Here is a 22,624-nt window from a genome sequence, read left to right on the forward strand (position 1 = left end):
AAGGTTGGCCGCCGAGGCCGGCGTTGATCTCGCGGAATCGTCCGCCGAGAGTGAGGCACCCTCACCCCCGGCGCTCAAAACATGGTCTTGAGGTGGGACTCGCGGTACGCGAGCGGCGGCCGGACGGTCGTACGCGGCTGGCCCGGTGACGCCGTCGCGGTACGCACCAGTCGTGCATGCCCCAGATCACGGTCCGCGAAAGGAAGTGTTAGATCATGACCTCTCTCGCCCCACGGCGTGGTCGGCAGCTCGCTGCGCAGGGCCGCCACGGCGACCCCTTGGCAGAGCTCGAGGACCGGATGGGCAACCTCATCCAGAGCTTCTTCGCCGACCCGTTCCAGGCCATCACCGCCGCGCCCGCCGTACCCGTCTGGGTGCCTCCGGTGGACATCGAGGAGACCGATGACTCCTACATCCTGGAGATGGACCTGCCGGGCGTCAAAGCCGAAAACCTCAACCTCGAACTGCGTGACAACAACGAACTCCGGGTCACCGGCCAGTACAGCGAACGGGAACGCACCGGCATGATGCGGCGGCAGAGCCGCCGCGGCGGCCAGTTCGAGTACGACGTGATCCTGCCCGGCGACGTGGACGCCGAGAACATCGACGCCAGCCTCGAAGAGGGCGTGCTGGTGGTCCGCTTGGGCAAGGCCCGGGCCGGTCAGGCCCGCCGGATCGAGGTGAAGGGAAAGTCGACGGCCGGGACGACGGGCCAGGCGGCCACCGGCGCCGCCACCGGTGGCGCGGCGACCAGCCCCCGGCAAGGCCGGGAGAGCCAGACCCGCGTGTCACCTGGGGACACGTGACGGCGGGCCCGAGGTAGCGCCACCCCGGCGGTCCGGGGACGCCCCGTCGGCGGGCCGCCCGGTCCGTTCCACTTCCGTCCGCGGCCGGACCGGCTGCGGACGGGCCTTTGAAAGGACGAAAGACTCATGGCCAAAGCCGTAGGCATCGACCTCGGTACCACGAACTCGGTCATCGCCGCGTACATCGACGGCCAGGCCCAGGTGATCCCGAACGCGGAGGGCAGCCGGACGACGCCCTCGGTGGTCGCGTTCACCGAGACCGGCGAACGTCTCGTCGGCCAGATGGCCAGACGGCAGGCGGTGCTGAACCCGAAGGGCACGATCTACTCCGCCAAGCGGTTCATCGGCCGCAAGTACGACGAGGTCACCGAAGAGGCGAAGATCGTCTCGTTCGACGTCGTACCGGGCCCGGACGACGCGGTCCGGTTCAACGTGCACGGCAAGCTGATCTCACCGGAGGAGGTGTCCGCCGCGGTCCTGCGCAAGCTGGCCGATGACGCCGGCAAGCAACTGGGCGAGCGGGTCACCGAAGCGGTGGTCACCGTGCCGGCGTACTTCAACGACGCGCAGCGGCAGGCCACCAAGGACGCCGGCCGCATCGCGGGGCTCAACGTGCTGCGCATCATCAACGAGCCGACCGCCGCGGCGCTCGCGTACGGGTTGGACAAGAAGGGACACGAGACCGTCCTGGTGTACGACTTCGGCGGCGGCACGTTCGACGTGAGCATCCTCGACGTCGGCGACGGCGTGATCGAGGTCCGGGCCACGGCCGGCGACAGCCACCTCGGCGGCGACGACTTCGACCGCCGCCTGGTCGACTACATCGCCGACCAGTTCAAGCGGGACACCGGTATCGACCTGCGCAAGGACCCGCAGGCCCTGCAGCGGCTGCTGGAGGCGGCGGAACGGGCGAAGATCGAGCTGTCATCGGTCACCCAGACGCAGGTCAACCTGCCGTTCATCACCGCGGACGCGTCCGGGCCCAAGCACCTGACGATGACCGTCACCCGCGCCACTTTCGAGGAGCTCACCCACGACCTGGTGGAGCGCACCAACGGCCCGGTGCGGCAGGCGATGTCCGACGCCCGGGTCACCGCCGACGACATCGACGAGGTCATCCTGGTCGGCGGCACCACCCGGATCCCCGCCGTGCAGGCCCTGGTGAAGCGCCTGACCCGGGGCAAAGAGCCCAACATGTCGGTCAACCCCGACGAGGTGGTGGCGGTCGGCGCCGCGATCCAGGCCGCCGTGCTCCAAGGCGAGGTCTCCGACGTCGTCCTGCTCGACGTGACGCCGCTGTCGCTGGGCCTGGAGACCCTGGGCGGGCTGATGACCAGGCTGATCGAGCGCAACACCACGATCCCGACCCGCCGGGCCGAGACGTTCTCCACCGCCGAGGACAATCAGCCGGCCGTCGACGTGGTCGCCCTGCAGGGCGAGCGGGAGCGGGCCGCGGACAACCGGGTACTGGGCCGGATGCGGCTGGAGAACATCCGCCCGGCGCCCCGCGGCGTACCGCAGATCGAGGTGACGTTCGACGTCGACGCCAACGGCATCCTCAACGTGTCGGCGCGCGACCGCGACACCGGCGCCGAGCAGAACATCACCATCACCGAGAGCGGCACCCTCGACGAGTCCGAGGTCCAGCGGATGATCGCCGAGGCGGAGCGCAACCGGACCGAAGACCAGCGGATGCGCCAGGAGATCGACGCCCGCAACGAACTCGACAGCTACGCCTACCAGGTGGAACGGACCCTGGGCGAGGTCGGCGACCGGGCCCCGTCCAACGAGATGGCGCGCGCCCGGATGCTCGTCGACGAGGCCCGCCAGGCGGTCAAGGAGAACGCCCCACTCGACCGGGTCCGCACCCTCACCTCCGACCTTCAGCAGATCCTCCAGTCGTTGCGCAGCGCCGTGGCGGCGGGAGCGGGCGCACCGGGTGCCGGGGCGCAGGCCGGCCAGCCCGGCGGGGCCACGGCCGGTACCCGGGCCGGCGCCACCGGGACCGACGAGGTCATCGACGCCGACTTCACGGCAGGTTGATCATGAGTGAATCACAGCGGAACCGCCCGACAGACCGGCCGACCGGCCGACTGGAGCAGACCGCCACCACCACGGCCGAACGGCCGCTCGACGAGACCGCGACCGGCGCGCCGCCCGAACAGGCCACCGGTCGGCCGTCGGCCGGTGAACAGCCGGCCGGGGAGCCGCGCCCCGGGCCGATCACGCCCACCGAGGAGACGGCCACCGCCGAACAGGCCCTGGCCGAGATGCGCGACCGCTGGCAACGGGCCCAGGCCGAGGTGGAGAACACCCGGAAACGGTACGAGCGCCAGCGCGCCGACGACTGGCGGGCCGAGCGGGCCAAGGTGGCCTCCGAGTGGCTGCCGGTGGTCGACAACTTGGAGCGGGCGCTCAGCCACGCCGACGCGGACCCGGAGTCGGTCGCGCGGGGCGTCGAGGCGATCCGCGAGCAGGCCCTCGACGTCCTGCAGCGCCTCGGCTTCACCCGCCTCGACGAGGTGGGGGTCCCGTTCGACCCGAGCCGCCACGAGGCTGTCCGCGCCGTGGCGGCGCCCGACGCGGTGCCGGGGACCGTGGTCGAAGTGCTCCGGCCCGGATACGCGGCCGTCGACATCCTGCTGCGCCCGGCGGCGGTGGCGGTGGCCGGAAAGCGGGAGTGACATGGCGAGGGGCGATCGGGACTACTACGACATCCTCGGCGTCCCTCGCGACGCCGGCCCGCAGGACATCCAGCGGGCCTACCGCCAGCTGGCCCGGCGTCACCACCCGGACGTGAACAAGGAACCCGGCGCCGAGGAGCGGTTCAAGGACATCACCGAGGCGTACGACGTGCTGTCCGACCCGGACAAGCGCAAGCGCTACGACCGGTTCGGCGCGCAGTGGCGGCAGGTACCGCCGGACTTCGAGACCGCGGGCGCGGGGTTCCGGCAACGGGCCGGCGCGGGTGCCCGCGGCGGCGGCCCGTGGGGCGGCGGGGTACGCGTCGACACCGAGGGGTTCGACACCGACAGCATCGACATCGAGGACCTGTTCGGCAGCATCTTCGGCGGCCGCGGCGGCGGGTTCGGCGGGTACGCCCACGGCGGGTTCGGCCGCGGCCCGGTGGCCGGCGCCGACAGCGAGGCCGAGCTCCCGCTGACCGTCGAGGAGGCCTACCACGGCGGCCACCACCGGGTCACGCTGCAGACCGCCGAAGGCCAGCGCACGCTCGACGTCAACATCCCGCCCGGGGTGGTGGACGGGCAGCGCATCCGGCTGGCCGGGCAGGGCGGCGGCGGCGCGGGCGGCGGCCCGCCGGGTGACCTCTACCTGGTGGTCCGGATCGCGCCGCACCCGCGGTACCGGGTCGACGGCCGCGACATCACCGCCCCGCTGCCGGTCGCGCCGTGGGAGGCCACGCTCGGGGCCAAGGTCCCGGTCACCACACCCGGCGGCACCGTACACGTGACGGTCCCGGCCGGCAGCTCCTGCGGGCGCCGGCTTCGGCTGCGCGGCCGCGGGCTGCCCCACCCGCGCGGACGGCCCGGCGACTTCTACGCCGAGGTACGGATCATGGTGCCCCCGAGCCTGTCGCCGGAGGAGCGCGAGCTGTTCGAGCGGCTGGCCAAGACGTCTACGTTCAACCCGCGAGGGGAAACCTGATGGCGTACACGCTGACCCGATCGACGCGGCAGGCTCGGCTGACCCTGGACGCCTTCGCCGCCGACGCCGACATCCATCCCGAACTGCTGCGCCGGCTGGTGAGCCTGGGCCTGATCGAACCGTACGTGGACGCCGCGGGCCAGTTCTGGTTCTCCCCCACCCAGCTCTCCACGCTGGCCCGGGCCCGCCGGCTGCACGACGGCCTGGGCCTCAACTACGCCGCGCTCGGCGTGGTACTCGACCTGCTGGCTCGCATCGACGAGCTGGAGGCGGCGCTGCGGTCCGGCCGCCGGCCCGCCCCGAGGAGCCCCTCATGGACGTGAACAAGCTGACCCAGAAGTCCCAGGAGGCGATGCACGACGCGCAGACCAAGGCGCTGCGCTTCGGGCACACCGAGGTCGACGGCGAGCACCTGCTGCTCGCCCTGATCGACCAGCCCGAAGGCCTCGTACCACGGCTGCTCGTCGCGGCCGGGGTGGACGTCGCCCAGGTCCGCGCCGACGTCGAACGGGACCTGAGTCGCCGGCCGAGTGTCACCGGGCCGGGCGCGCAGCCCGGCCAGGTGTTCATCACCCAGCGGCTGGCCCGCCTGCTGGACACCGCCGAGCGCGAGGCGAACCGGCTCAAGGACGAGTACGTCTCGGTCGAGCACCTCCTGCTCGCCCTGATCGACGAGGGCTCCGCGAGCCCGGCCGGGCGGATCCTGCACGGCCACGGACTCACCCGGGAACGGTTCCTGTCCGAGCTGACCAGCGTGCGCGGACACCAGCGGGTCACCTCGGCGATGCCCGAGGTGACGTACGAGGCGCTGGAGAAGTACGGCCGCGACCTGGTCGCCGAGGCCCGGATCGGCAAGATGGACCCGGTCATCGGTCGGGACGCCGAGATCCGGCGGGTGGTGCAGATCCTGTCCCGCAAGACCAAGAACAACCCGGTCCTCATCGGCGACCCCGGCGTCGGCAAGACCGCCATCGTGGAGGGGTTGGCCCAGCGGATCGTCAACGACGACGTACCCGAGGGCCTGCGCGACAAGATCGTGTTCGCGCTGGACATGGGCTCCCTGGTGGCCGGCGCGAAGTACCGCGGCGAGTTCGAAGAACGGCTCAAGGCGGTCATCAGCGAGGTCCTCGCGGCCCAGGGCCGCATCCTGCTGTTCATCGACGAACTGCACACCGTGATCGGCGCCGGCGGCGGCGCCGAGGGCGCCATGGACGCCGGCAACATGCTCAAACCACCGCTGGCCCGCGGCGAGCTGCACATGATCGGCGCCACCACGCTCGACGAGTACCGCAAGCACATCGAGTCCGACCCCGCGTTCGAGCGCCGGATGCAACCGATCATGGTCGACGAGCCGACCGTCGACGACACCATCTCGATCCTGCGGGGACTGCGCGAACGCTTCGAGGTCTACCACGGCGTGCGCATCTCCGACGGCGCGCTCGTCGCGGCCGCGACGCTGTCGCACCGCTACATCACCGACCGCTTCCTGCCGGACAAGGCGATCGACCTCGTCGACGAGGCGTGCGCCAAGCTGCGCACCGAGATCGACTCCCAGCCCGCCGAGCTGGACGAGATCACCCGGCGGGTGCGCCGGCTGGAGATCGAGGAGGCCGCGCTGTCCAAAGAGGAGGACCCGGCCAGCAAGGCCCGGCAGGACCAGATCGGCAAGGAGCTGGCCGACCTGCGCGCCGAGGCGGACGCCATGCGCGCACAGTGGGAGGCCGAACGCAACGCCATCCACAAGATCCAGGCGCTGCGCGAGGAACTGGAACGGGTACGCCGGGAGACCGAGGCGGCCGAGCGCTCCTACGACCTCAACCGGGCCGCCGAGCTGCGCCACGGCCGGATCCCCGAGCTGGAGCGGAAGCTGCGCGCCGAGGAGGAGCGGCTGGAGTCCAAGCAGGGCGGGCACCGGATGCTGGTCGAGGTGGTCACCGCCGAGGAGATCGCCGAGATCGTCTCGCGCTGGACCGGCATCCCGGTCAGCCGGCTGACCGAGAGCGAACGCGAGAAGCTGCTGCACCTCGACGAGGTCCTGCACCAGCGGGTGGTCGGCCAGGACGAGGCCGTGCAGGTGGTGGCCGACGCCATCATCCGCGCCCGGTCCGGCATCAAGGATCCCCGCCGGCCGATCGGGTCGTTCCTCTTCCTCGGTCCGACCGGCGTCGGCAAGACCGAACTGGCCCGCGCGCTCGCCGAGGCGCTGTTCGACACCGAGGAGAACATGATCCGGCTCGACATGAGCGAGTACCAGGAGCGGCACACGGTCAGCCGCCTGGTCGGCGCGCCGCCCGGGTATGTCGGTTTCGAGGAGGGCGGCCAGCTCACCGAGGCGGTGCGGCGCAAGCCGTACTCGGTGATCCTGCTCGACGAGGTCGAGAAGGCGCACACCGACGTGTTCAACATCCTGCTGCAGGTCCTCGACGACGGCCGGCTCACCGACGCGCAGGGCCGCACGGTGGACTTCCGCAACGCGGTCATCATCATGACCAGCAACCTCGGCTCACAGTTCCTGCTGGACGGCGTCACGCCGGACGGCCAGATCACCGACGCGGCGCACGAGTCGGTGATGCTCGAACTGCGGCGGTTCTTCCGGCCCGAGTTCCTCAACCGGGTCGACGAGACGGTGCTGTTCAAGCCGCTGTCCCTGCCCGAGCTGGAACGGATCGTCGACCTGATGCTCGGTGACCTGCGCCGCCGGCTGGCCGACCGCGGCCTGAAGCTCGAGGTCACCGAGCCGGCGCGCCGGCACATCGCGAGCACCGGGTTCGACCCGGTGTACGGTGCCCGGCCGCTGCGCCGGTTCCTGCAGCGCGAACTGGAAACCCGGATCGGGCGGGCACTGCTCTCCGGTGACGTCCAGGCCGGTAGCACGATCGTCGTCGACCTGGAGGCCGGCGAGCTGGCCGTCACCTGGAGGCAGCCCGCAGAAGCCGTCAAGGCAGGTGCCTGACTCCTCTGGAGGTGAAGTGATGAACGCAGCGACGGTCAACAGGAACCACACGGGACTCCTGGCCCTGCGGGGCGTGATCGCGCTCGTCTTCGGTATCTGGGTCGTGCTCTTCCCGGGCATCACGGTGCTCGCGCTCGACCTCCTGTTCGCCGGGTTCGCCCTGTTCATCGGCGTGGTGACGATCATCAGCGCGTTCAGTCACCACGAGGACGCCGCCCAGCGGACCGCACACGTCGTCGAAGGGCTGCTGGCGATCGGCGCCGGCCTCGTCGCGCTGCTGTGGCCAGGCATCACGCTGCTGCTGCTGGTCCTGCTCCTGGGCGCGTGGGCGCTGGTCAGCGGTGCCGTGGCCATCGGTGCCGCGACCCGCGCGCACGGCCAGTGGCTGCCCCTGCTGGTCGGCGTGTTGTCGATGATCGCCGGAGTCCTGATCCTCGCCCGGCCGGCCGTCGGCGTCGTCGCCGTCGCGCTCACCATCGGCTGGTTCGCCATCGCGGCCGGGGTGCTCATGCTGATCGAGGCCTGGCGACTGTACCGGCTGCAGACCGGCGCGCGCGGCCGGATGGCACCCGCGGGCGCCTGATCCCACCCGCCGCGGGGAGTACCGGTCACCCGCCACTCCCCGCGGCGCCGGGCAACCATCCGATCGAGGTGACGTTGACTCACCCCGCACACTTCGATGATCGTCCTATGGCCGACGTCGCCCGCCCGCTGCTGGGCCAGCGCGCCCCCGAGTTCCGCCTTCCGTCGGGCCCCGGTCGCGAGCTGAGCCTGTCGCAGCTGCGCGGCGCGCCGGTCGTCCTCGCGTTCTACCCCGCCGACTGGAGCCCGGTGTGCGGCGACCAACTGGCGCTGTACCAGGCGGTCCTGCCCGAGCTCAGCCGCTACGGCGCGACCCTGCTGGGCATCTCCGTCGACGGGGTGTGGTGCCACCGGGCGTTCGCGGCCGACCGCGGCATCGGCTTCCCGCTGCTGTCGGACTTCGAACCCAAGGGTGAAGTCGCCCGCAGGTACCACGCCTACCGGCTATCCGAAGGGGTCGCCGAGCGCGCGCTGTACGTGCTGGACCGCCACGGCTACGTGGCCTGGAGCCAGGTGTCATCACCTGACGTCAACCCGGGCGCGGACGGCATCCTCGACGCGCTCGAGGCCCTCACCTACCAACGGGAGGTGGTCACATGACGACCCCGTTCCGCGTGACGACCGGCCGGCTCGCCGCGCCGGTCACCGACGACGACCACATCCGCGGCCCGGCCTCGGCGCCGGTCACGCTCGTCGAGTACGGCGACTACCAGTGCCCGTACTGCGGCATGGCCCATCCAATCACGAGCGAGTTGCTGCGGGAGCGGCCGAACCTGGCCCGCTTCGTGTTCCGGCACTTCCCGCTGACGAACGTGCACCCGTTCGCCGAGGTGGCCGCCGAGACCGCCGAGGCGGCCGGCGCGCGCCAGCGGTTCTGGCAGATGCACGACTGGCTGTACGAACACCAGGACCAGTTCGACCCGGTGCACCTCGCCGTCGGCGTCGAGGAGGTCGGCCTCCCCGTCGACGAGGTGGTCCAGGAGGTCAACGACCACATCTACCTGGACCGCATCCGCCGCGACTTCGTCAGCGGCGCCCGCAGCGGGGTGAACGGCACACCCACGTTCTTCATCAACGGACTGCGCCACGACGGCGGGTACTCGCTGCCGGAGCTGGTGGAGGCCGTGGACCGGGCCGCCACGGTGGCCGCCTGACCGGGCTCGAACGCCAGCACCGGCGCTGCCACCATCGCCGGTCGGATCGTCCCGTGCCGCCGACGCGGTCACCACGGCGGTTGGTTTGACCACTGCCCGACCGGGAAGTAGGCGCATCTGATGGGGGTCGCGCCGGTTCGGGGGCGGAGGACGCCCCGACCTTCACGTCCGACTTCCATGTCGCCGCAGGCAGGATGGCCTCGATGTTGGTTGTGACCACGGACTGGGTGCCCGGGTACGACATCCGTGACGTGCTGGGCGAGGTGCACGGCATCACCGCCCGATCGCGCAACGTCTACAACGAGGGCATCAAGCTGCTCTCGGGCGGGTCGAACCCACGGATGAGCACCGCGCTGAGCCGGTGGCGCGACGAGGCGGTCGCCCAGATGACCCAGCGCGCTTTCGTCCGGGGCGCCAACGCGATCGTGTGCATGCGCTTCGACCATCGCGACCTGAGCACCCACTGGTCGGAGATCTGTGCGTACGGGACCGCCGTGTTCGTCGTACCCACACCGGTACGACAGGCGGTCGCCGGGCCGGCCAGCAGGGTACCGGCCCGCGGGTGGGCTCCCGCACCGACGCCGACGCCGATCCCAACCGATTAACAGGCGCAGCACCGTGCGCGTCGGAGAGGACGATCGTGACCGGAGGAATGTGGGGACCGGGAGACGTCGGGTCCGGCCAGTTCGACGACTTCCTCGCGCGCTTCCTCAGCGGCGGCGGCCAGGTACCCCAGCCGATGCAGCGGGTGGACATCACCCGGATGATGAGCCAGGAGGCGCGTGAGCTGCTCGCCACCGCCGCGGCCAAGGCGGCCGACCTGGGCAGCTCCGACCTCGACACCGAGCACCTGCTGTGGGCGGCGGCGCACCGCGAGCCGCTGCGCCAGATGCTCCAGCGCGCGGGCGCCGACCCCGACGAGATCGCCCAGGAGATCGAACGGCGCGGTCGCCGGGACGCGCCGCGCAACGTCGTACCGGCGTTGACGCCGGCGGCCAAGCGCGCCCTGTTGCAGTCGCACCAGATCTCCCGCGCGCTCGGCGCGTCCTACCTGGGCCCGGCGCACATCCTGCTGGCGCTGTCGCTCAACCCCGAGTCCGAGGGCGGCCGCCTGCTCAACGAGCGGCACGTCAACCCCGAGTCGCTGCAGCGCGCGGCCGGCGAGCGGGCGGCACCCGCCGCGGCCGCGCAGCCGGCCAACCACGAAACGCCCACGCTCGACCGGTACGGCCGCGACCTCACTGCCCTGGCCAGCGAGGAGAAGGTCGACCCGGTGGTGGGCCGGGAGCAGGAACTCGAGCAGATGATCGAGATTCTGGCCCGCCGCACCAAGAACAACCCGGTACTCATCGGCGAGGCGGGGGTCGGCAAGACCGCGATCGTGGAGGGGCTGGCGCAGCGCATCATCGACGGCGAGGTGCCGCGTACCCTGACCGGCAAACGGCTGGTCCAGCTCGACCTGACCAGCCTGGTGGCCGGCACCCGTTACCGCGGCGACTTCGAGGAGCGGCTCAAGAACGTCATCACCGAGATCCGGGAGCACATCGAACACCTGATCATCTTCATCGACGAGATTCACACGGTGGTGGGCGCCGGGGGCGGCGAGGGCTCGACCGACGCGTCCAACATCCTGAAGCCGCCGCTGGCCCGCGGCGAGCTGCACGTGATCGGCGCGACCACGATCGACGAGTACCGCAAGCACATCGAGAAGGACGCCGCCCTGGAGCGGCGCTTCCAGCCGATCCTGGTCCCGGAGCCCAGCGTCGACGACACCATCGAGATCCTGCGCGGGCTGCGCGACCGGTACGAGGCGCACCACGGTGTCCGGTACGCCGACGAGGCGCTGGTCGCGGCCGCCGAGCTGTCCGACCGGTACGTCGCCGACCGGTTCCTGCCGGACAAGGCGATCGACCTCATCGACCAGGCCGGCGCGCGAGTGCAGCTGCGCGCGCACGTCCCGGCGCTGGACGTACGGGAGGCGGAGCGCCGGCTGGAGCAGCTCACCCGGGACAAGGACCAGGCCGTCGCCGACGAGCAGTACGAGCGGGCGAGCGCCCTGCGCGACGAGATGATGCAGCTGCGCCAGCGCATCGAGGGCGCCGAGGGGAACGGCGGCGGCGTCCCCGACGTGACCCCCGACGAGATCGCCGAGATCGTCGCCCGGATCACCGGGATCCCCGCGCGCCAGCTCACCGAGGAGGAGCGGCAGCGGCTCATGGAGTTGGAGCAGCGGCTGCACCGCCGCATCGTGGGCCAGGACGAGGCGGTCCGCGTCGTCGCCCAGGCGGTGCGGCGGGCCCGCGCCGGACTGGGCGACCCGAACCGTCCCATCGGCAGCTTCCTGTTCCTCGGCCCGACCGGCGTCGGCAAGACCGAGCTGGCCCGGGCACTGGCGGAGGCGATGTTCGGCGACGAGACCCGCATGGTGCGCCTGGACATGAGCGAGTACCAGGAGCGCCACACCGTGAGCCGGCTGGTCGGCGCGCCGCCCGGGTACGTCGGGTACGAGGAGGCCGGCCAGCTCACCGAGACGGTGCGCCGCCGGCCCTACTCGGTCATCCTGCTCGACGAGATCGAGAAGGCCCATCCGGACGTCTACAACCTGCTCCTGCAGATCCTCGACGACGGCCGCCTGACCGACAGCCAGGGCCGCGCGGTCAGCTTCAAGAACACCATCATCATCATGACCAGCAACCTCGGCTCGGACCTGATCCTCCAGCAGCGCGGGGCGCTCGGCTTCACCCAGGAGGACGTGGACAAGCCGCTGCGGGAGCGGCTGATGCGGATCCTCACCGAACACATGCGGCCGGAGTTCGTCAACCGGATCGACGAGATCGTCGTGTTCCAGCGGCTCGAACTCGAGCAGGTCCGGCAGATCTCGGATCTGCTGCTGGAGCACACCCGGCGGCGCCTGCACGCCCAGGGCATCATCGTCGAGATCACGCAGGAGGCGTTGAACTGGCTGGCCGAGCACGGGTACGAGCCGCAGTTCGGCGCCCGCCCGCTGCGGCGGACGATCCAGCGCGAGGTCGACAACGTCCTGTCGGAGATGCTGCTCGACGGGCGGCTGAGCCCCGGCCAGCTCGTCAAGGTGGACGCCAAGGAGGGGCAGTTGCAGTTCACCGTCGAGTCGCAGCACGACCGGTTCGCCCGGGCGCGGTAGGGGCGCGGTAGCCGGGCCGCCGGGGCCGGGCGAACCGGCGGCCCCGGGTCGCTGCGCCGTCTAGTACGGGTTGCCGTGGCCGGGCAGCCGGCCGCGTAGCAGACCGCCGAGCCGGCCGGGCATGGAGTCGGCGGCCGACAGCGGCGGGCTGCCGGTGCGCGCCCGCACCGCCATCCCGCCGAACAGTTCGCGTAGCGCGGTCAGCGCGTCCACCGACGGCTGCCAGCCCAGCTCCTCGCGGGCCCGGTCGCAGGCCATCAGCGGGGCGGCCAGCGCCAGCTCGACCCAGCCCCGGTCGACCGGCTGCAATCTCGCGCGCCAGGTCAGGTCGGCCGCGCTCCGCAGGACCGCCGCCGGTACCGGCACGGTACGGCCGTGGAACCGCGACGCCACCAGCTCCGGGGTGAGCACCGGGTCGGCCGCCACGTTGAACGCCCCGCGCGCGTCGCCGAGCAGCGCCCGGGCGTACGCGTCCGCGACGTCGTCGGTGTGCACCGCCTGCAGGCGCAGCCGGCCGTTGCCCGGTACCACCGGGATCCGACCGAAGCGCAGCAGCCCGACCGGGGCCAGCGGGCCGAGGAAGTACCGGGAGATCTCGGTGCCGGCCTCGCGTTGGAAGTTCAGGCCCGGGCGCAGCCGCACCACCCGCAGGCCGGGGTGGTCGGCCTCGGCCCGGTCCAGCATCCGCTCCACCTCGGCCTTGTCCCGGCTGTAGGACGACTCCGGCACGCCGGTCGTGGGCCAGTTCTCGTCGACGAAGCGGTCCTTGGGCCCCGGAGCGTAGGCACCCACCGACGACGCGTACACCAGCGCGGGTACGCCGGCCCGGACGACACCGTCGATCACGGCGTGACTGCCGTCGACGTTCGTGCGGCGCAGTACCCGCCGGTCGTGGCTGGGCTGGATCTGCCAGGCCAGGTGGACGACGGCCGCCGCGCCGGCGAAGATCCCGGCCAGCCGGGTGGGTGCGTCCGGGGCGCCGATGTCCTGGGCGTGCCAGTCCACGGCGTCGTACGGTGGCCCGGCGTCCGGTTCCGGTGGACGCCGGGCCACCCCGACGAGGTCGAGGTCGGTTTCATGCCGTAATCGGCGCAGCAGCGCCGTGCCGGCGTTACCGCTGGCTCCCACGATGACGATGCGCATAATGGACAGTTACCCGCGTCGGGCGGCGCCAACCGGTCCGCTGCCCGCCGGACCCGGACCGGACGGGCGGGTCGTCAGCCCGTCGCCGGCCGGCCGGTCAGCAGCCGCCGGAGCTCGGCGGTGTGCTGCTCGACCAGGTGGGGGCGGCCGTGGTACTGCGCCGGGGTGTTCTGGAACAGCACGATGCGCCAGGTGCCGTCGTGCCGGTCGGCCACCATGGTCTGGTGCGCGTTCACGGCCGGATTCAGGTCCGTGCCGCCGGGTGGCACCATGCCGACGATCGCGCGCAGCAGCACGGCGGTTGCGCCGACGGGCCGGACCTCGCGGACCTTCGCGAGGTAGCCGGCCGTGGGGTGGTCGGCGAAGATCGCGGTGAGCTGCTCGCGGACCTCGTCGCCGGTCATGACGCTGCCGTCGAACCCGATGACGGTGCCGTCGCCCGCGAACAGCGCGGCGAAGTCGTCGGCGCTGCGCCGGTTCCACGCGTCCAGCAGCCGGGTGTACAGGTCGCGGACGGCCGGCTCGGCAGCCAGGGACTCCTCCGACACGTGCGCTCCTACATCGTCTGCTTCTTCGGCTGTGCCGTCGTCTGCGTGACGGCTGCCGAGTCTACCGGGCGCCGGATGCGGCCGGACACGCTGAGCGCCGCGGCCGCCGGCGGGCGCGGCGTCGTCGCCCGGGTCCCGGGCGCTCCCCCGGCCCGGCCGAACTGGCGCAGCCATGCCTGCCGGTTGAACTCCCGCACCACCGCCGCCGTCGCCCGCAGGACGATGTGATCGGGCAGGGCCTTCGCCGCGGCCGCCAGGTCGTCGTACTCGTCGAGCCGCCCCGGCAGGCGCTCGTCGAGATCGGCGAGGTACACGATCACGCTGCCCCGGTCGGTCTGGGCGACCCCGCAGTAGGAGTCGGGCTGCCCCTCCCGGCGCTGGGCGGCGGGGTGCGGCTCGACCAGCCACCGGCCGGTGAAGGTGGCCGGCGCGGGCTGACCGATGTCGATGCTGAGCTCGAACATCAGATCCGGGGAGAGCCGGCGCAGCCAGGTCTCGGCCTCCGCGGCGTCGTGCCAGTTGTCCCGGGCGACGGCACGGAACGCACACACGACGGCCCGTTCGGCCAGCATCGCCCGGACCGGGATCGGGGCGATCATGCCGCCGCTCTGCATCGCCGCGCGAACCTCGCTGCGCAGCTCCATCAGGGACACGTAGTTCGCGGCGGCGTCGCGGATCTGGGGTGCCCGGCGTTCGAGCACGGCGAACAGGTTCTCGATGGCGTCGCGCGCCTCGCGGTGCGCCCGCCCGGTGAGGTACGGCAGCGCGAGGCGGGCGCCCTGGAGCACCGCCCGTACCTGATCGGAGTTCATCTCCCGGCGACCCTCCCTGGACCGCCGGCTGGCGGGGTCCACGCGTCCCGCGCGCGGCACGACCGGCGCGCTCTCCGTGCGTGGCACCACTTCCGGAAAGTCGCGGTTTCAAACCCCGGCCGGGCCGCGACTTCCCGGACGCGTCACCGGCGACAGGCGTGACGCGTCACCGGCGACAGTCGGCCAGGAACGGGAGCAGCGCGGCGGCCAGTTCGACCGGGACCTCCTCCATGATGTGATGTCCACTGCCCATCGGTCCGCCGCGCACGTCGTCGGCCCAGTCGCGCCAGATGGCGAGCGGGTCACCGTAGAGGTCCTCCATGTCGTCCCGGGCCGCCCAGAGCATCATCATCGGGCACCGGATCCGCCGGCCCGCCACCCGGTCGGCCTCGTCGTTGGCCCGGTCGACGCCCAGCCCCGCCCGGTAGTCCTCGCACATCGCGTGCACCGTCGCCGGGTCGTGGATGGCCCGGCGGTAGTCCTCGTACGCCTCGCCCAACTGCTCCGGCGTCGCCCCGTACCAGGCGTCCGGGTCGGCGTTTATCACCCGCTCGGCCGGCTTGGCGGTCTGGCCGAGGAAGAACCAGTGCCACCAGGTCGCCGCGAAGTGCGCGTCGCAGCGCTCCAGGGCCTCCACGATGGGCACACCGTCCATCACCACGAGCCCGGCCACGGCGTCGGGATGGTCGAGCGCGGCGCGCATCGCGACGTACCCGCCCCGGTCGTGCCCGACCACGACGAAGCGCTCGTGACCCAGCCTCCGCATGAGCGCCAGGCAGTCGCGCACCATCGCCCGCTTGGAGTACGGCTCGTGGTCGGGTGTGGTGGGCGGCTTGGTCGACTCGCCGTAGCCGCGCAGGTCCGGGCAGACCACGGTGTACTCCCCGGCCAGCAGCGGGGCCACCCGGTACCACGTGGTGTGGGTGCGCGGATGGCCGTGCAGCAGCAGGACCGGCGGCCCGGAGCCGCCGTGGCGTACCCGCAGTACCGCCTCGCCGACGTCGATCCGGTCGAGCGTGAATCCGTCGAACATGGTGGATGTGGTGCCCACCCCGGCGGCGCTCCACACATCATTGAACTACGTCTATGTACGGCGTACCGTGACGAGCATGCCAGTTAGGTTTCTTTAAAGTAGGGGGAACCACCATGCTCGCGCGACGCGCCGCCGTCGGCGCCACCCTGTTCGTCGCCACCGCCGTGGCGGCACTCCTCACCACGCCGGCGAGCGCCGGCACCCGTCCGGCCCCGGTCGACCATCCGGCAGCGGCCGGCCGCCCGGCCGCGGTCGCCCCGCGGGCCACCTGCCAGCAGCAGAGCTTCCTGGAGGGCGACCACTACAGCGCCGTGCAGATCGCCCGGCTGGCCCGGGACGCCGGCTTCAGCGGCAACGACTGGGTGACCTCGGTCGCGGTCGCCGAGGCCGAGAGCGCCGGCTGGACCCGCGCCCGACTGATCAATACCGACTGCAGCGTCGACCGCGGACTCTGGCAGATCAACTCGTACTGGCACGGCGAGGTCTCCGACGCCTGCGCCTTCGACCCGCCGTGCAACGCCCGGGGCACCCACACGATCTGGGCGGCCGGCGGGTGGACCCAGTGGACCACGTACAACAACGGCGCCTACCGGTCGCACCTGGCCGAGGCCCAGGCCGCGGTCGACCAGGTCAACGGCGGCGGAGGTGGCGGAGGCGGCGGCGGAACCGGTGGCGGCTCATGGCAGCCGAACACCGCCTACACCGCGGGCCAGCAGGTCACCTACGGCGGCCACACGTACCGGTGCCTGCAGAGCCACACCTCGCTGCCCGGCTGGGAGCCGCCGAACGTACCGGCACTCTGGCAGTACCTGAGCTGACCCGCAGATCGTGGGCACGGGTGCCGGCCATGGCCGGCACCCGTGCCCACGATCGCGGAGTGGCCTACCGGGTGAGCAGTTCGATCTCCGCCAGCGACGTGGTCGGCTCGCCGCTGCCCGCCAGGACCTCCAGCGAGTAGTACGCGTACCGGCCCGGCGCGGCGACCCGGAACGGCCGGGTCTGGCGCCGCCACTGGAACGTCTCGTCGTGCCGGACGTCGATGACCCTCCAGGTACGGCCGTCCACCGACCCCTTGAGCACCCAGGTCCTGGGGTCGCCCGGACCGGTACCCGAGGTCAGCGTGTAGTAGGAGACCTCCGCGGCCTGCCCGAGCTGGCACTGCACCCACGGCGTGGCCCGGTCGAAGGTGACCTGGCTGGCCGACGAGTTGTCCACCAGCGCCGGACCGGCGCCCGGGCTGCCGGTGACCGTGGCCCGCACGTCGGCCAGCGGGCGGGGCACCTCGCCGTCCTTCGTGATCGACAGTGGCGCCGCGTCCCTGCCGCTCCCCCAGGTCGACGGCTTCGCCCCCAGGTCGAAGTCGAGCACGGCACCGCGCGCGAGCACGTCGTGCGGCAGGTACGCCTTGTCGTAGCGCTTGCCGTTGACCTTCAGGCCCTGCACGTACACGTTGGTCGGGCTGTTGCGCGGTGCGTTGATGACCAGGGACCGCCCGTTCTCCAGGTGGACGGTCGCCTTGGTGAACAGCGGCGAGCCGACCGCGTAGTACGGGCTGCCCATCTGCAACGGGTAGAAGCCCAGCGCACTGAAGATCTGCCAGGCCGACATCTCGCCGTTGTCCTCGTCACCGGGGTACCCCTGGCCGATCTCGCTGCCCGAGTACAGGCGGGCCAGCACGTCGCGCGCCTTGGCCTGCGCCTGCCACGGCTGCCCGGCGTAGTCGTACATGTAGATGATGTGGTGCGACACCTGGTTGCTGTGCCCGTACTGGCCCATCCGCACGTCGCGCGCCTCACGCATCTCGTGGATGACCCCGCCGTACGAGCCGGGGTACTGCGCGGTCTCCGGCGTGGCGAAGAACTCGTCGAGCTTCGCCGCCAGCTTGTCCCGGCCGCCGTAGAGCGCCGCCAGGCCCGCCCCGTCCTGGGGAACGTGGAAGGCGAAGTTCCAGCCGTCGGTCTCGGTGTAGTCGCCGCCCCACACCCGCGGGTCGTAGTCGGCCGCCGGCAGGTTGAACGAACCGTCCGGCTTGCGGCCCTGGAAGAAGCCGACCGACGGGTCGAACATGTGCACGTAGTTCTGCGCCCGGCTCAGGTAGTACCGGTAGTCGTCCTCGCGCCCCAGCGCCCTGGCCATGTTGGCGATGCCGAAGTCGTTGAGGTACCCCTCCAGCGCCCAGGACACGCCCTCGCCGGTCGTCGTCGGCGTGTAGCCCAGGAAGATTGAGGTGTCGAGACCCTTGCGGCCGACGCCGGGGCTGGTCGGGGCGACGGTCGCGTTCTTCACCGCGGCCTCGTAGGCGGCCTTCGCGTCGAAGTTGCGCACGCCCTTGACGTACGCGTCGGCGAACGCGACGTCGGAGCTGGTGCCGGTCATCAGGTTGGCGTAGCCGGGCGACGACCACCGCGAGATCCACCCGCCGTCGGAGTACTGCTGCACGAAGCCGTCGATCATCTCGCCGGCCTTCGTCGGGGTCAGCAGCGTGTACGCCGGCCAGGACGTGCGGTACGTGTCCCAGAAGCCGTTGTTGACGTACACCGTGCCGTCGACCACCTTCGCGCCCGTCTGCGTCGGCGTGTCCGTCCCGACCGGGGCGGCGAAGGGGCTGGCGTACCGGTAGGCCGGCTGCTGCCGGGTGCCGGTGTTCTCGAAACCCGAGTTCGGGTAGAGGAACAGCCGGTACAGGTTGGAGTACAGCGTGGTGAGCTGGTCGGAATTCGCCCCCTCGACCTCGATCACGCGCAACTGCCGGTCCCACTCGGCCTGTGCGCGGCGCGTCACCGTGTCGAACGTGTCGGCCGGCGCGATCTCCAGCTCCAGGTTGCGCCGGGCCTGGTCGACGCCGAGCAGCGAGGTCGCGATCCGCATGGTGACGGCGCCGCCGGGTGCCAGGCCGCCGAAGGCCGCGTACCCGGTCACGTTCGGCCCGCCCCCACCGGTCAGCCGGCCGCTGGCGGTGATCGGCCGGTCGAATGTGGCATACACGTACAACCGGGTCGCCCCGGTGGACAGCCCGCTCTTGACGTCCGAGTAGCCGGTCACCACGCCCGCCGCCTGGTCGATGGTCAGGCCGCCGTTGTTGGTGACGTTGTCGAAGATGAGGTTCGCGTCGGCGCCCGGGAAGGTGAACCGGAAGATCGCGGCGTGGTCGGTGGGTGCGATCTCGGTCCGCAGCCCGTTGTCGAAGGTCACGCCGTAGTAGTGCGGCCGGGCGATCTCGTTGTCGTGCCGGAAGGCCAGCGCCCGGGTCTGCCGGTCAGCGTTGGCCTGCGTCGACGGCATCACCTGGAAGGTCTGCCGGTCTCCCATCCACGGGCTGGGCTCGTGGCTGGCGGCGAACGCCTGCACCGTCGGCAGGTTCGCCGCGTTGTTGGCGCGGGCGTACTCGTACAGCCAGCTCGTCGTGCCGGCGTTGGTAACCGGGGTCCAGAAGTTGAACCCGTGCGGCAGTGCGGTCGCCGGGAAGGTGTTGCCGCGCGAGAACGAGCCGGACGCGTTCGTGCCGCGGGTGGTCAACACGTGGTCGGACGGGTGCGTCGAGCTGTTGCGGGCCGGGTGGCCGGTGATGCGGATGTCGTCGATCCAGCCGTTGAACAGCGCCGGCCCGGCCGGGTTGTCGTACCCGACCAGAATTCGGGTGATCCGCTTGCCCGCCGCCACCGTGCCGATCTGCGCGACCTTGTGGTTCCACTGGTCGGCGTAGAGCGTGCGCGACTCCCCCTGCGCCCGCGGGTTGAGCGCCACGAACTGCTGGTCCCGCGCGCCCAGATCGCTCAGGTACGTGCCGTCGTCGAACGCCAGGTCGACCGCCGCGTACGTGCTGGGGTACGTCAGGTCACCGGCGGTGAACTCGGGGAAGATCAGGTACGACAGCTCGGCGTCGCGGGTGACCGTGAGGTCGACGTCGAAGACCTTGTCGTAGGCGTAGCCGCGGCCGGTGGCGGTGTGGCTGCCGGAGTACTGCAGCGCCTTCAGGCCGGTGAACCCGGCGTTGGGCTTCATGGTCGGCCCGTTGACCGGACCGCCGCTGACGAACGCCTTCATGTCCGACTGCGGCGGCGGGGTGGTGTCGTCACCTGCCAGTTGCCACTCGGCGAGCTGGGTCAGCGGGTCGCCGTTGGTGGCGCTGACGGTCAGCCGGTAGTACCGGTACGCCGTGGTGTTGGCGACCCGGTACTGCTTGGTCTGGAACCGGCCGGTGAACCGCTCGCCGGTACGGGCGTCCAGGTCGGTCCAGTTCTCGCCGTCGGCGGAGCCCTGCAGCGTCCAGTCCTTCGGGTCGCGCCCGGGCGCGTCGTTGGCACTGGTCAGCGCGTAGTCGACGACGGCGACCGGTTCGTCGAGCGCGACCTGCACCCAGCCGGCGGGTTGGAAGACCAGCCACTTGGTGTTGACGTCGCCGTCGACGGCCTGCCGCGCGGTCTCGCTGGGCGGGTTCTCGCCGCTGGCCCGCACGTCGACGACCGTGCCCATGACGCTGCCGGGAATGCCGGTCGACGAGTTACCGGTCACGCCTGACATCCGCTTGCGCCCGGCGGCGTCGATCTCGGCGGTACTGGTCCAGGTCGGCCCCGGCTCCGCCGACTCCAGCGACGACGAGAAATCGGTACGACCACCTGCGGTACCCGGTGCCGGCGGCGCGGCGACCGCGGTCGCCGGGGCGGCCACCCCGATCACCGCGGCGGCGGCGCACATTGCCGGCCATCGACGGTTCCACCTGCGTCTGTGTGTCATGGGCGCCAGCTCCCCGGTGTCCTCGACGCGCCTATGGCATATCCAGGTCGGCCTATGCCTCTCGCGTTCCGACACCAAAGCGCATGGCTGACAACGTTGTCAATAGATAGACCACCCTTGACGTCCCCTGATCGGGTGGGAAGCCGATCAATCAGCTTCCCGCTGCTGCGCCTCCCCCCGCCACGGGATCGGTAGACCCGCGTACCGCGCCGGTGACGAGCAGGTCAACGGGTTCTACGGGCACGGCGTCGTGGCCGCGTTTGCCGCGGTGACGGCGAAGCACGTGAAGGGCTGAGATCGGCGTGTTCGGGCCGGGTCCGACCGGCCCGGTCCGCACCCGCCCCGTACCCCTCGTCGCCGAAATACGCCTCCGCGACGAGGCGGCGGGCCCAGGCCATGCGGGCCACGGCGTGCTCGGGATGGTCGCCGAACTCCTGCGCGACCCGCGCGGCGCAACCGGCCGCACCCCACTCCCGGATGACCCGCACGACCGCGTCCCGCACCTGGTCCACCGTCGGCCGCTCCCACTGTTGCAGCGACGACACGAACAGCGCCTCCGCCCGTACGGCGTTGAGGTTCATCTCGGCTCCCGTCGAACGACCGCGGCACCGTCGCCCGGTCAACCCCGAGTACGCGCGGGCACCCGGCACGGTTCACCGCCGCGTACACTCCCTACGGTGTCGACCGGAGCCGACAGGCGGGTCGCGGCCGGAGCCGGACCGCCACCCGATAATCCTTTGTGGACCGGCTGCCGGAACGTTCTTGATGGTCACGCCGCGGTGCCGAAAACTATGTCCATGGATGTGACGGAGGAGGCGGCCGCGCCGCACGACCACCCGGGCACCGACCGCCGTTGGTTGTCGGTCGGCAGTTCCGCCGCGACCGATCCGCGGGCGGCCGCCGAGGCCGCCGTGACCGCCGCCCTCACCGGCGCCGATCCGAAGCTGCTGCTGGTGTTCTGCGCCGCCCGGCACGATCCGCGGGCGGTCCTCGCCGGGGTCCGGTCGGTCGCCGCCGGCGTTCCGCTGATCGGGGGCTCCGCCTCCGCCGTCCTCGGCCCCGACGGTCCCGGCCGGGACGAGGTCGTCGTCGTCGCGCTGGGCGGGCCGGGCTTCTCGGTGGTCACCGCCGCGGCCGGCGGGGCGGACACCCGCCAGCGCGAGGCGGGTGCCACCGCCGCGGTGGCGGCAGCCCGCGTCGAGGACCGGCCGCACCGGGCACTTGTCCTGCTCACCGACGGCCTGTCCGGTGGACAGGAGGAGATCCTGGCCGGGGTGTACAGCGTGGTCGGCGCCAGCGTGCCGCTGGTCGGCGGCTCGTGCAGCCCGGACGTGGGCGGCCTGCGCGGCCCGGCCCCGGCGCGGCTGCGCACGTTCCAGTTCCACGGTGCGGAGGTGCTGACCAACGCCGTCGTCGCCGCGGCGATCGCCTCGGACGGTCCGCTCGGGGTGGGGCTGCGTCACGGCTGGCGCAAGGTCGGTGAACCGATGATCGTGACCAAGAGTTCCGGCGGCGACGTGTTCACCCTCGACGACCGGCCGGCGCTGACGGCCTACCTGCAACGGCTGGACGCCCCCACCGAGGCGTACACCGATCCGGCCGCGTTCGAGGCCTTCGCGCAATGCCGCCCGCTCGGCATCCGCCGCCGCAGTGGCTGCGAGGTGCGCGGGGTCAGCTCCCCGGCGCTGGTACGCGAGGGCTGGCTGCACTCCAGCGGTGAGGTTCCGGAGGGCAGCCTGATCTGGCCGATGGTGGGTGACGAGGAGTCGGTCCTCGCGGCCGCCGGGGACGCCTGTGCGGACGCGGTCGCCGCCTTGGGAGGGCAGCCGCCGCTGGGGCTGGTGGCGTTCGACTGCGAATCCCGCGCCCGGATGCTCGGCCCGGACGGGGTGCGCCGGGAGTTCGGCCGGATGACCGGCCAGACCGGCGGCGCGCCGGTCGCCGGCCTGTACACCTGGGGCGAGATCGGCCGGCCCCGGGGCATCAACGGCTTCCACAACCAGACGCTGGTCGTCCTCGCGGTGGGTTGA

The 22,624-nt window shown here is 71.9% G+C and carries 18 protein-coding genes and 1 pseudogene; 13 read left to right on the plus strand and 6 right to left on the minus strand.

The window, feature by feature from the left end:
• Positions 1 to 278: 278 nt before the first annotated feature.
• The 11 genes from ACNTMW_RS17900 (at position 279) to ACNTMW_RS17950 (ending at position 12,324) form a co-directional block, all read left to right on the plus strand.
• On the plus strand, positions 279 to 806 hold the full coding sequence (locus tag ACNTMW_RS17900) for an Hsp20/alpha crystallin family protein (RefSeq protein ID WP_426634790.1): 528 nt from the start codon (positions 279 to 281) through the stop codon (positions 804 to 806).
• Positions 807 to 932: 126 nt separating this feature from the next.
• Complete coding sequence (gene dnaK / locus ACNTMW_RS17905; RefSeq protein ID WP_426634791.1) at positions 933 to 2,849, plus strand: molecular chaperone DnaK; 1,917 nt, start codon at positions 933 to 935, stop codon at positions 2,847 to 2,849.
• A 2-nt stretch (positions 2,850 to 2,851) separates the two neighbouring features.
• A complete protein-coding gene (locus ACNTMW_RS17910) occupies positions 2,852 to 3,490 on the plus strand; it encodes a nucleotide exchange factor GrpE (protein ID WP_426634792.1) in 639 nt (212 codons plus the stop codon).
• A gap of 1 nt (position 3,491) precedes the next feature.
• Positions 3,492 to 4,472 (plus strand): DnaJ C-terminal domain-containing protein, encoded by a 981-nt coding sequence (locus tag ACNTMW_RS17915; protein WP_426634793.1) that lies wholly within the window; start codon positions 3,492 to 3,494, stop codon positions 4,470 to 4,472.
• Positions 4,472 to 4,795, plus strand: coding sequence for a chaperone modulator CbpM (locus ACNTMW_RS17920; RefSeq protein WP_426634794.1), 324 nt, complete (start codon positions 4,472 to 4,474; stop codon positions 4,793 to 4,795). Before ACNTMW_RS17915 ends, ACNTMW_RS17920 begins: the two co-directional genes overlap by 1 nt.
• Complete coding sequence (gene clpB, locus ACNTMW_RS17925; RefSeq protein WP_426634795.1) at positions 4,786 to 7,425, plus strand: ATP-dependent chaperone ClpB; 2,640 nt, start codon at positions 4,786 to 4,788, stop codon at positions 7,423 to 7,425. The genes ACNTMW_RS17920 and clpB overlap by 10 nt, the downstream gene beginning before the upstream one ends.
• A 19-nt stretch (positions 7,426 to 7,444) precedes the next feature.
• A complete protein-coding gene (locus ACNTMW_RS17930; protein ID WP_426634796.1) occupies positions 7,445 to 8,008 on the plus strand; it encodes an HdeD family acid-resistance protein in 564 nt (187 codons plus the stop codon).
• A gap of 107 nt (positions 8,009 to 8,115) precedes the next feature.
• Positions 8,116 to 8,607: a redoxin domain-containing protein gene (locus ACNTMW_RS17935; protein WP_426634798.1), complete on the plus strand. Its 492-nt coding sequence runs from the start codon at positions 8,116 to 8,118 to the stop codon at positions 8,605 to 8,607.
• Positions 8,604 to 9,161, plus strand: coding sequence for a DsbA family protein (locus tag ACNTMW_RS17940; protein WP_426634799.1), 558 nt, complete (start codon positions 8,604 to 8,606; stop codon positions 9,159 to 9,161). Before ACNTMW_RS17935 ends, ACNTMW_RS17940 begins: the two co-directional genes overlap by 4 nt.
• Positions 9,162 to 9,364: 203 nt before the next feature.
• Complete coding sequence (locus ACNTMW_RS17945; RefSeq protein WP_426634800.1) at positions 9,365 to 9,766, plus strand: YbjQ family protein; 402 nt, start codon at positions 9,365 to 9,367, stop codon at positions 9,764 to 9,766.
• A 47-nt stretch (positions 9,767 to 9,813) separates the two neighbouring features.
• Positions 9,814 to 12,324 (plus strand): ATP-dependent Clp protease ATP-binding subunit, encoded by a 2,511-nt coding sequence (locus tag ACNTMW_RS17950; RefSeq protein WP_426634831.1) that lies wholly within the window; start codon positions 9,814 to 9,816, stop codon positions 12,322 to 12,324.
• 60 nt (positions 12,325 to 12,384) lie between these two features.
• On the opposite strand, the gene ACNTMW_RS17955 is transcribed toward ACNTMW_RS17950, so the two are convergent.
• From ACNTMW_RS17955 to ACNTMW_RS17970, 4 genes are all read right to left on the minus strand, one after another.
• Complete coding sequence (locus tag ACNTMW_RS17955) at positions 12,385 to 13,467, minus strand: NAD-dependent epimerase/dehydratase family protein (protein ID WP_426634801.1); 1,083 nt, start codon at positions 13,465 to 13,467, stop codon at positions 12,385 to 12,387.
• Between the two features lie 74 nt (positions 13,468 to 13,541).
• A complete protein-coding gene (locus tag ACNTMW_RS17960) occupies positions 13,542 to 14,015 on the minus strand; it encodes an SgcJ/EcaC family oxidoreductase (RefSeq protein WP_426634802.1) in 474 nt (157 codons plus the stop codon).
• A gap of 8 nt (positions 14,016 to 14,023) precedes the next feature.
• Complete coding sequence (locus tag ACNTMW_RS17965) at positions 14,024 to 14,827, minus strand: hypothetical protein (protein ID WP_426634803.1); 804 nt, start codon at positions 14,825 to 14,827, stop codon at positions 14,024 to 14,026.
• Between the two features lie 166 nt (positions 14,828 to 14,993).
• Entirely contained in the window at positions 14,994 to 15,860 is an 867-nt protein-coding gene (locus ACNTMW_RS17970; protein WP_426634804.1) for an alpha/beta fold hydrolase, read from the minus strand.
• Between the two features lie 113 nt (positions 15,861 to 15,973).
• Here ACNTMW_RS17970 and ACNTMW_RS17975 point away from each other — a divergent pair, with 113 nt between their 5' ends.
• Positions 15,974 to 16,678: a carbohydrate-binding protein gene (locus tag ACNTMW_RS17975; RefSeq protein ID WP_426634805.1), complete on the plus strand. Its 705-nt coding sequence runs from the start codon at positions 15,974 to 15,976 to the stop codon at positions 16,676 to 16,678.
• 73 nt (positions 16,679 to 16,751) lie between these two features.
• On the opposite strand, the pseudogene ACNTMW_RS17980 reads toward ACNTMW_RS17975, so the two are convergent.
• Positions 16,752 to 20,594 (minus strand): annotated as a pseudogene (locus tag ACNTMW_RS17980) (GH92 family glycosyl hydrolase); the annotation flags it as partial.
• 224 nt (positions 20,595 to 20,818) lie between these two features.
• A complete protein-coding gene (locus tag ACNTMW_RS17985) occupies positions 20,819 to 21,175 on the minus strand; it encodes a hypothetical protein (protein ID WP_426634806.1) in 357 nt (118 codons plus the stop codon).
• A 216-nt stretch (positions 21,176 to 21,391) separates the two neighbouring features.
• On the opposite strand from ACNTMW_RS17985, the gene ACNTMW_RS17990 reads away from it, so the two are divergent.
• Positions 21,392 to 22,624 carry an FIST signal transduction protein gene (locus ACNTMW_RS17990; RefSeq protein ID WP_426634807.1) on the plus strand — a complete coding sequence of 411 codons (1,233 nt, stop codon included), beginning with the start codon at positions 21,392 to 21,394 and terminating at the stop codon, positions 22,622 to 22,624.

It is taken from the genome of Planosporangium spinosum, from assembly GCF_049999945.1.
Lineage (GTDB): Bacteria > Actinomycetota > Actinomycetes > Mycobacteriales > Micromonosporaceae > Planosporangium > Planosporangium spinosum.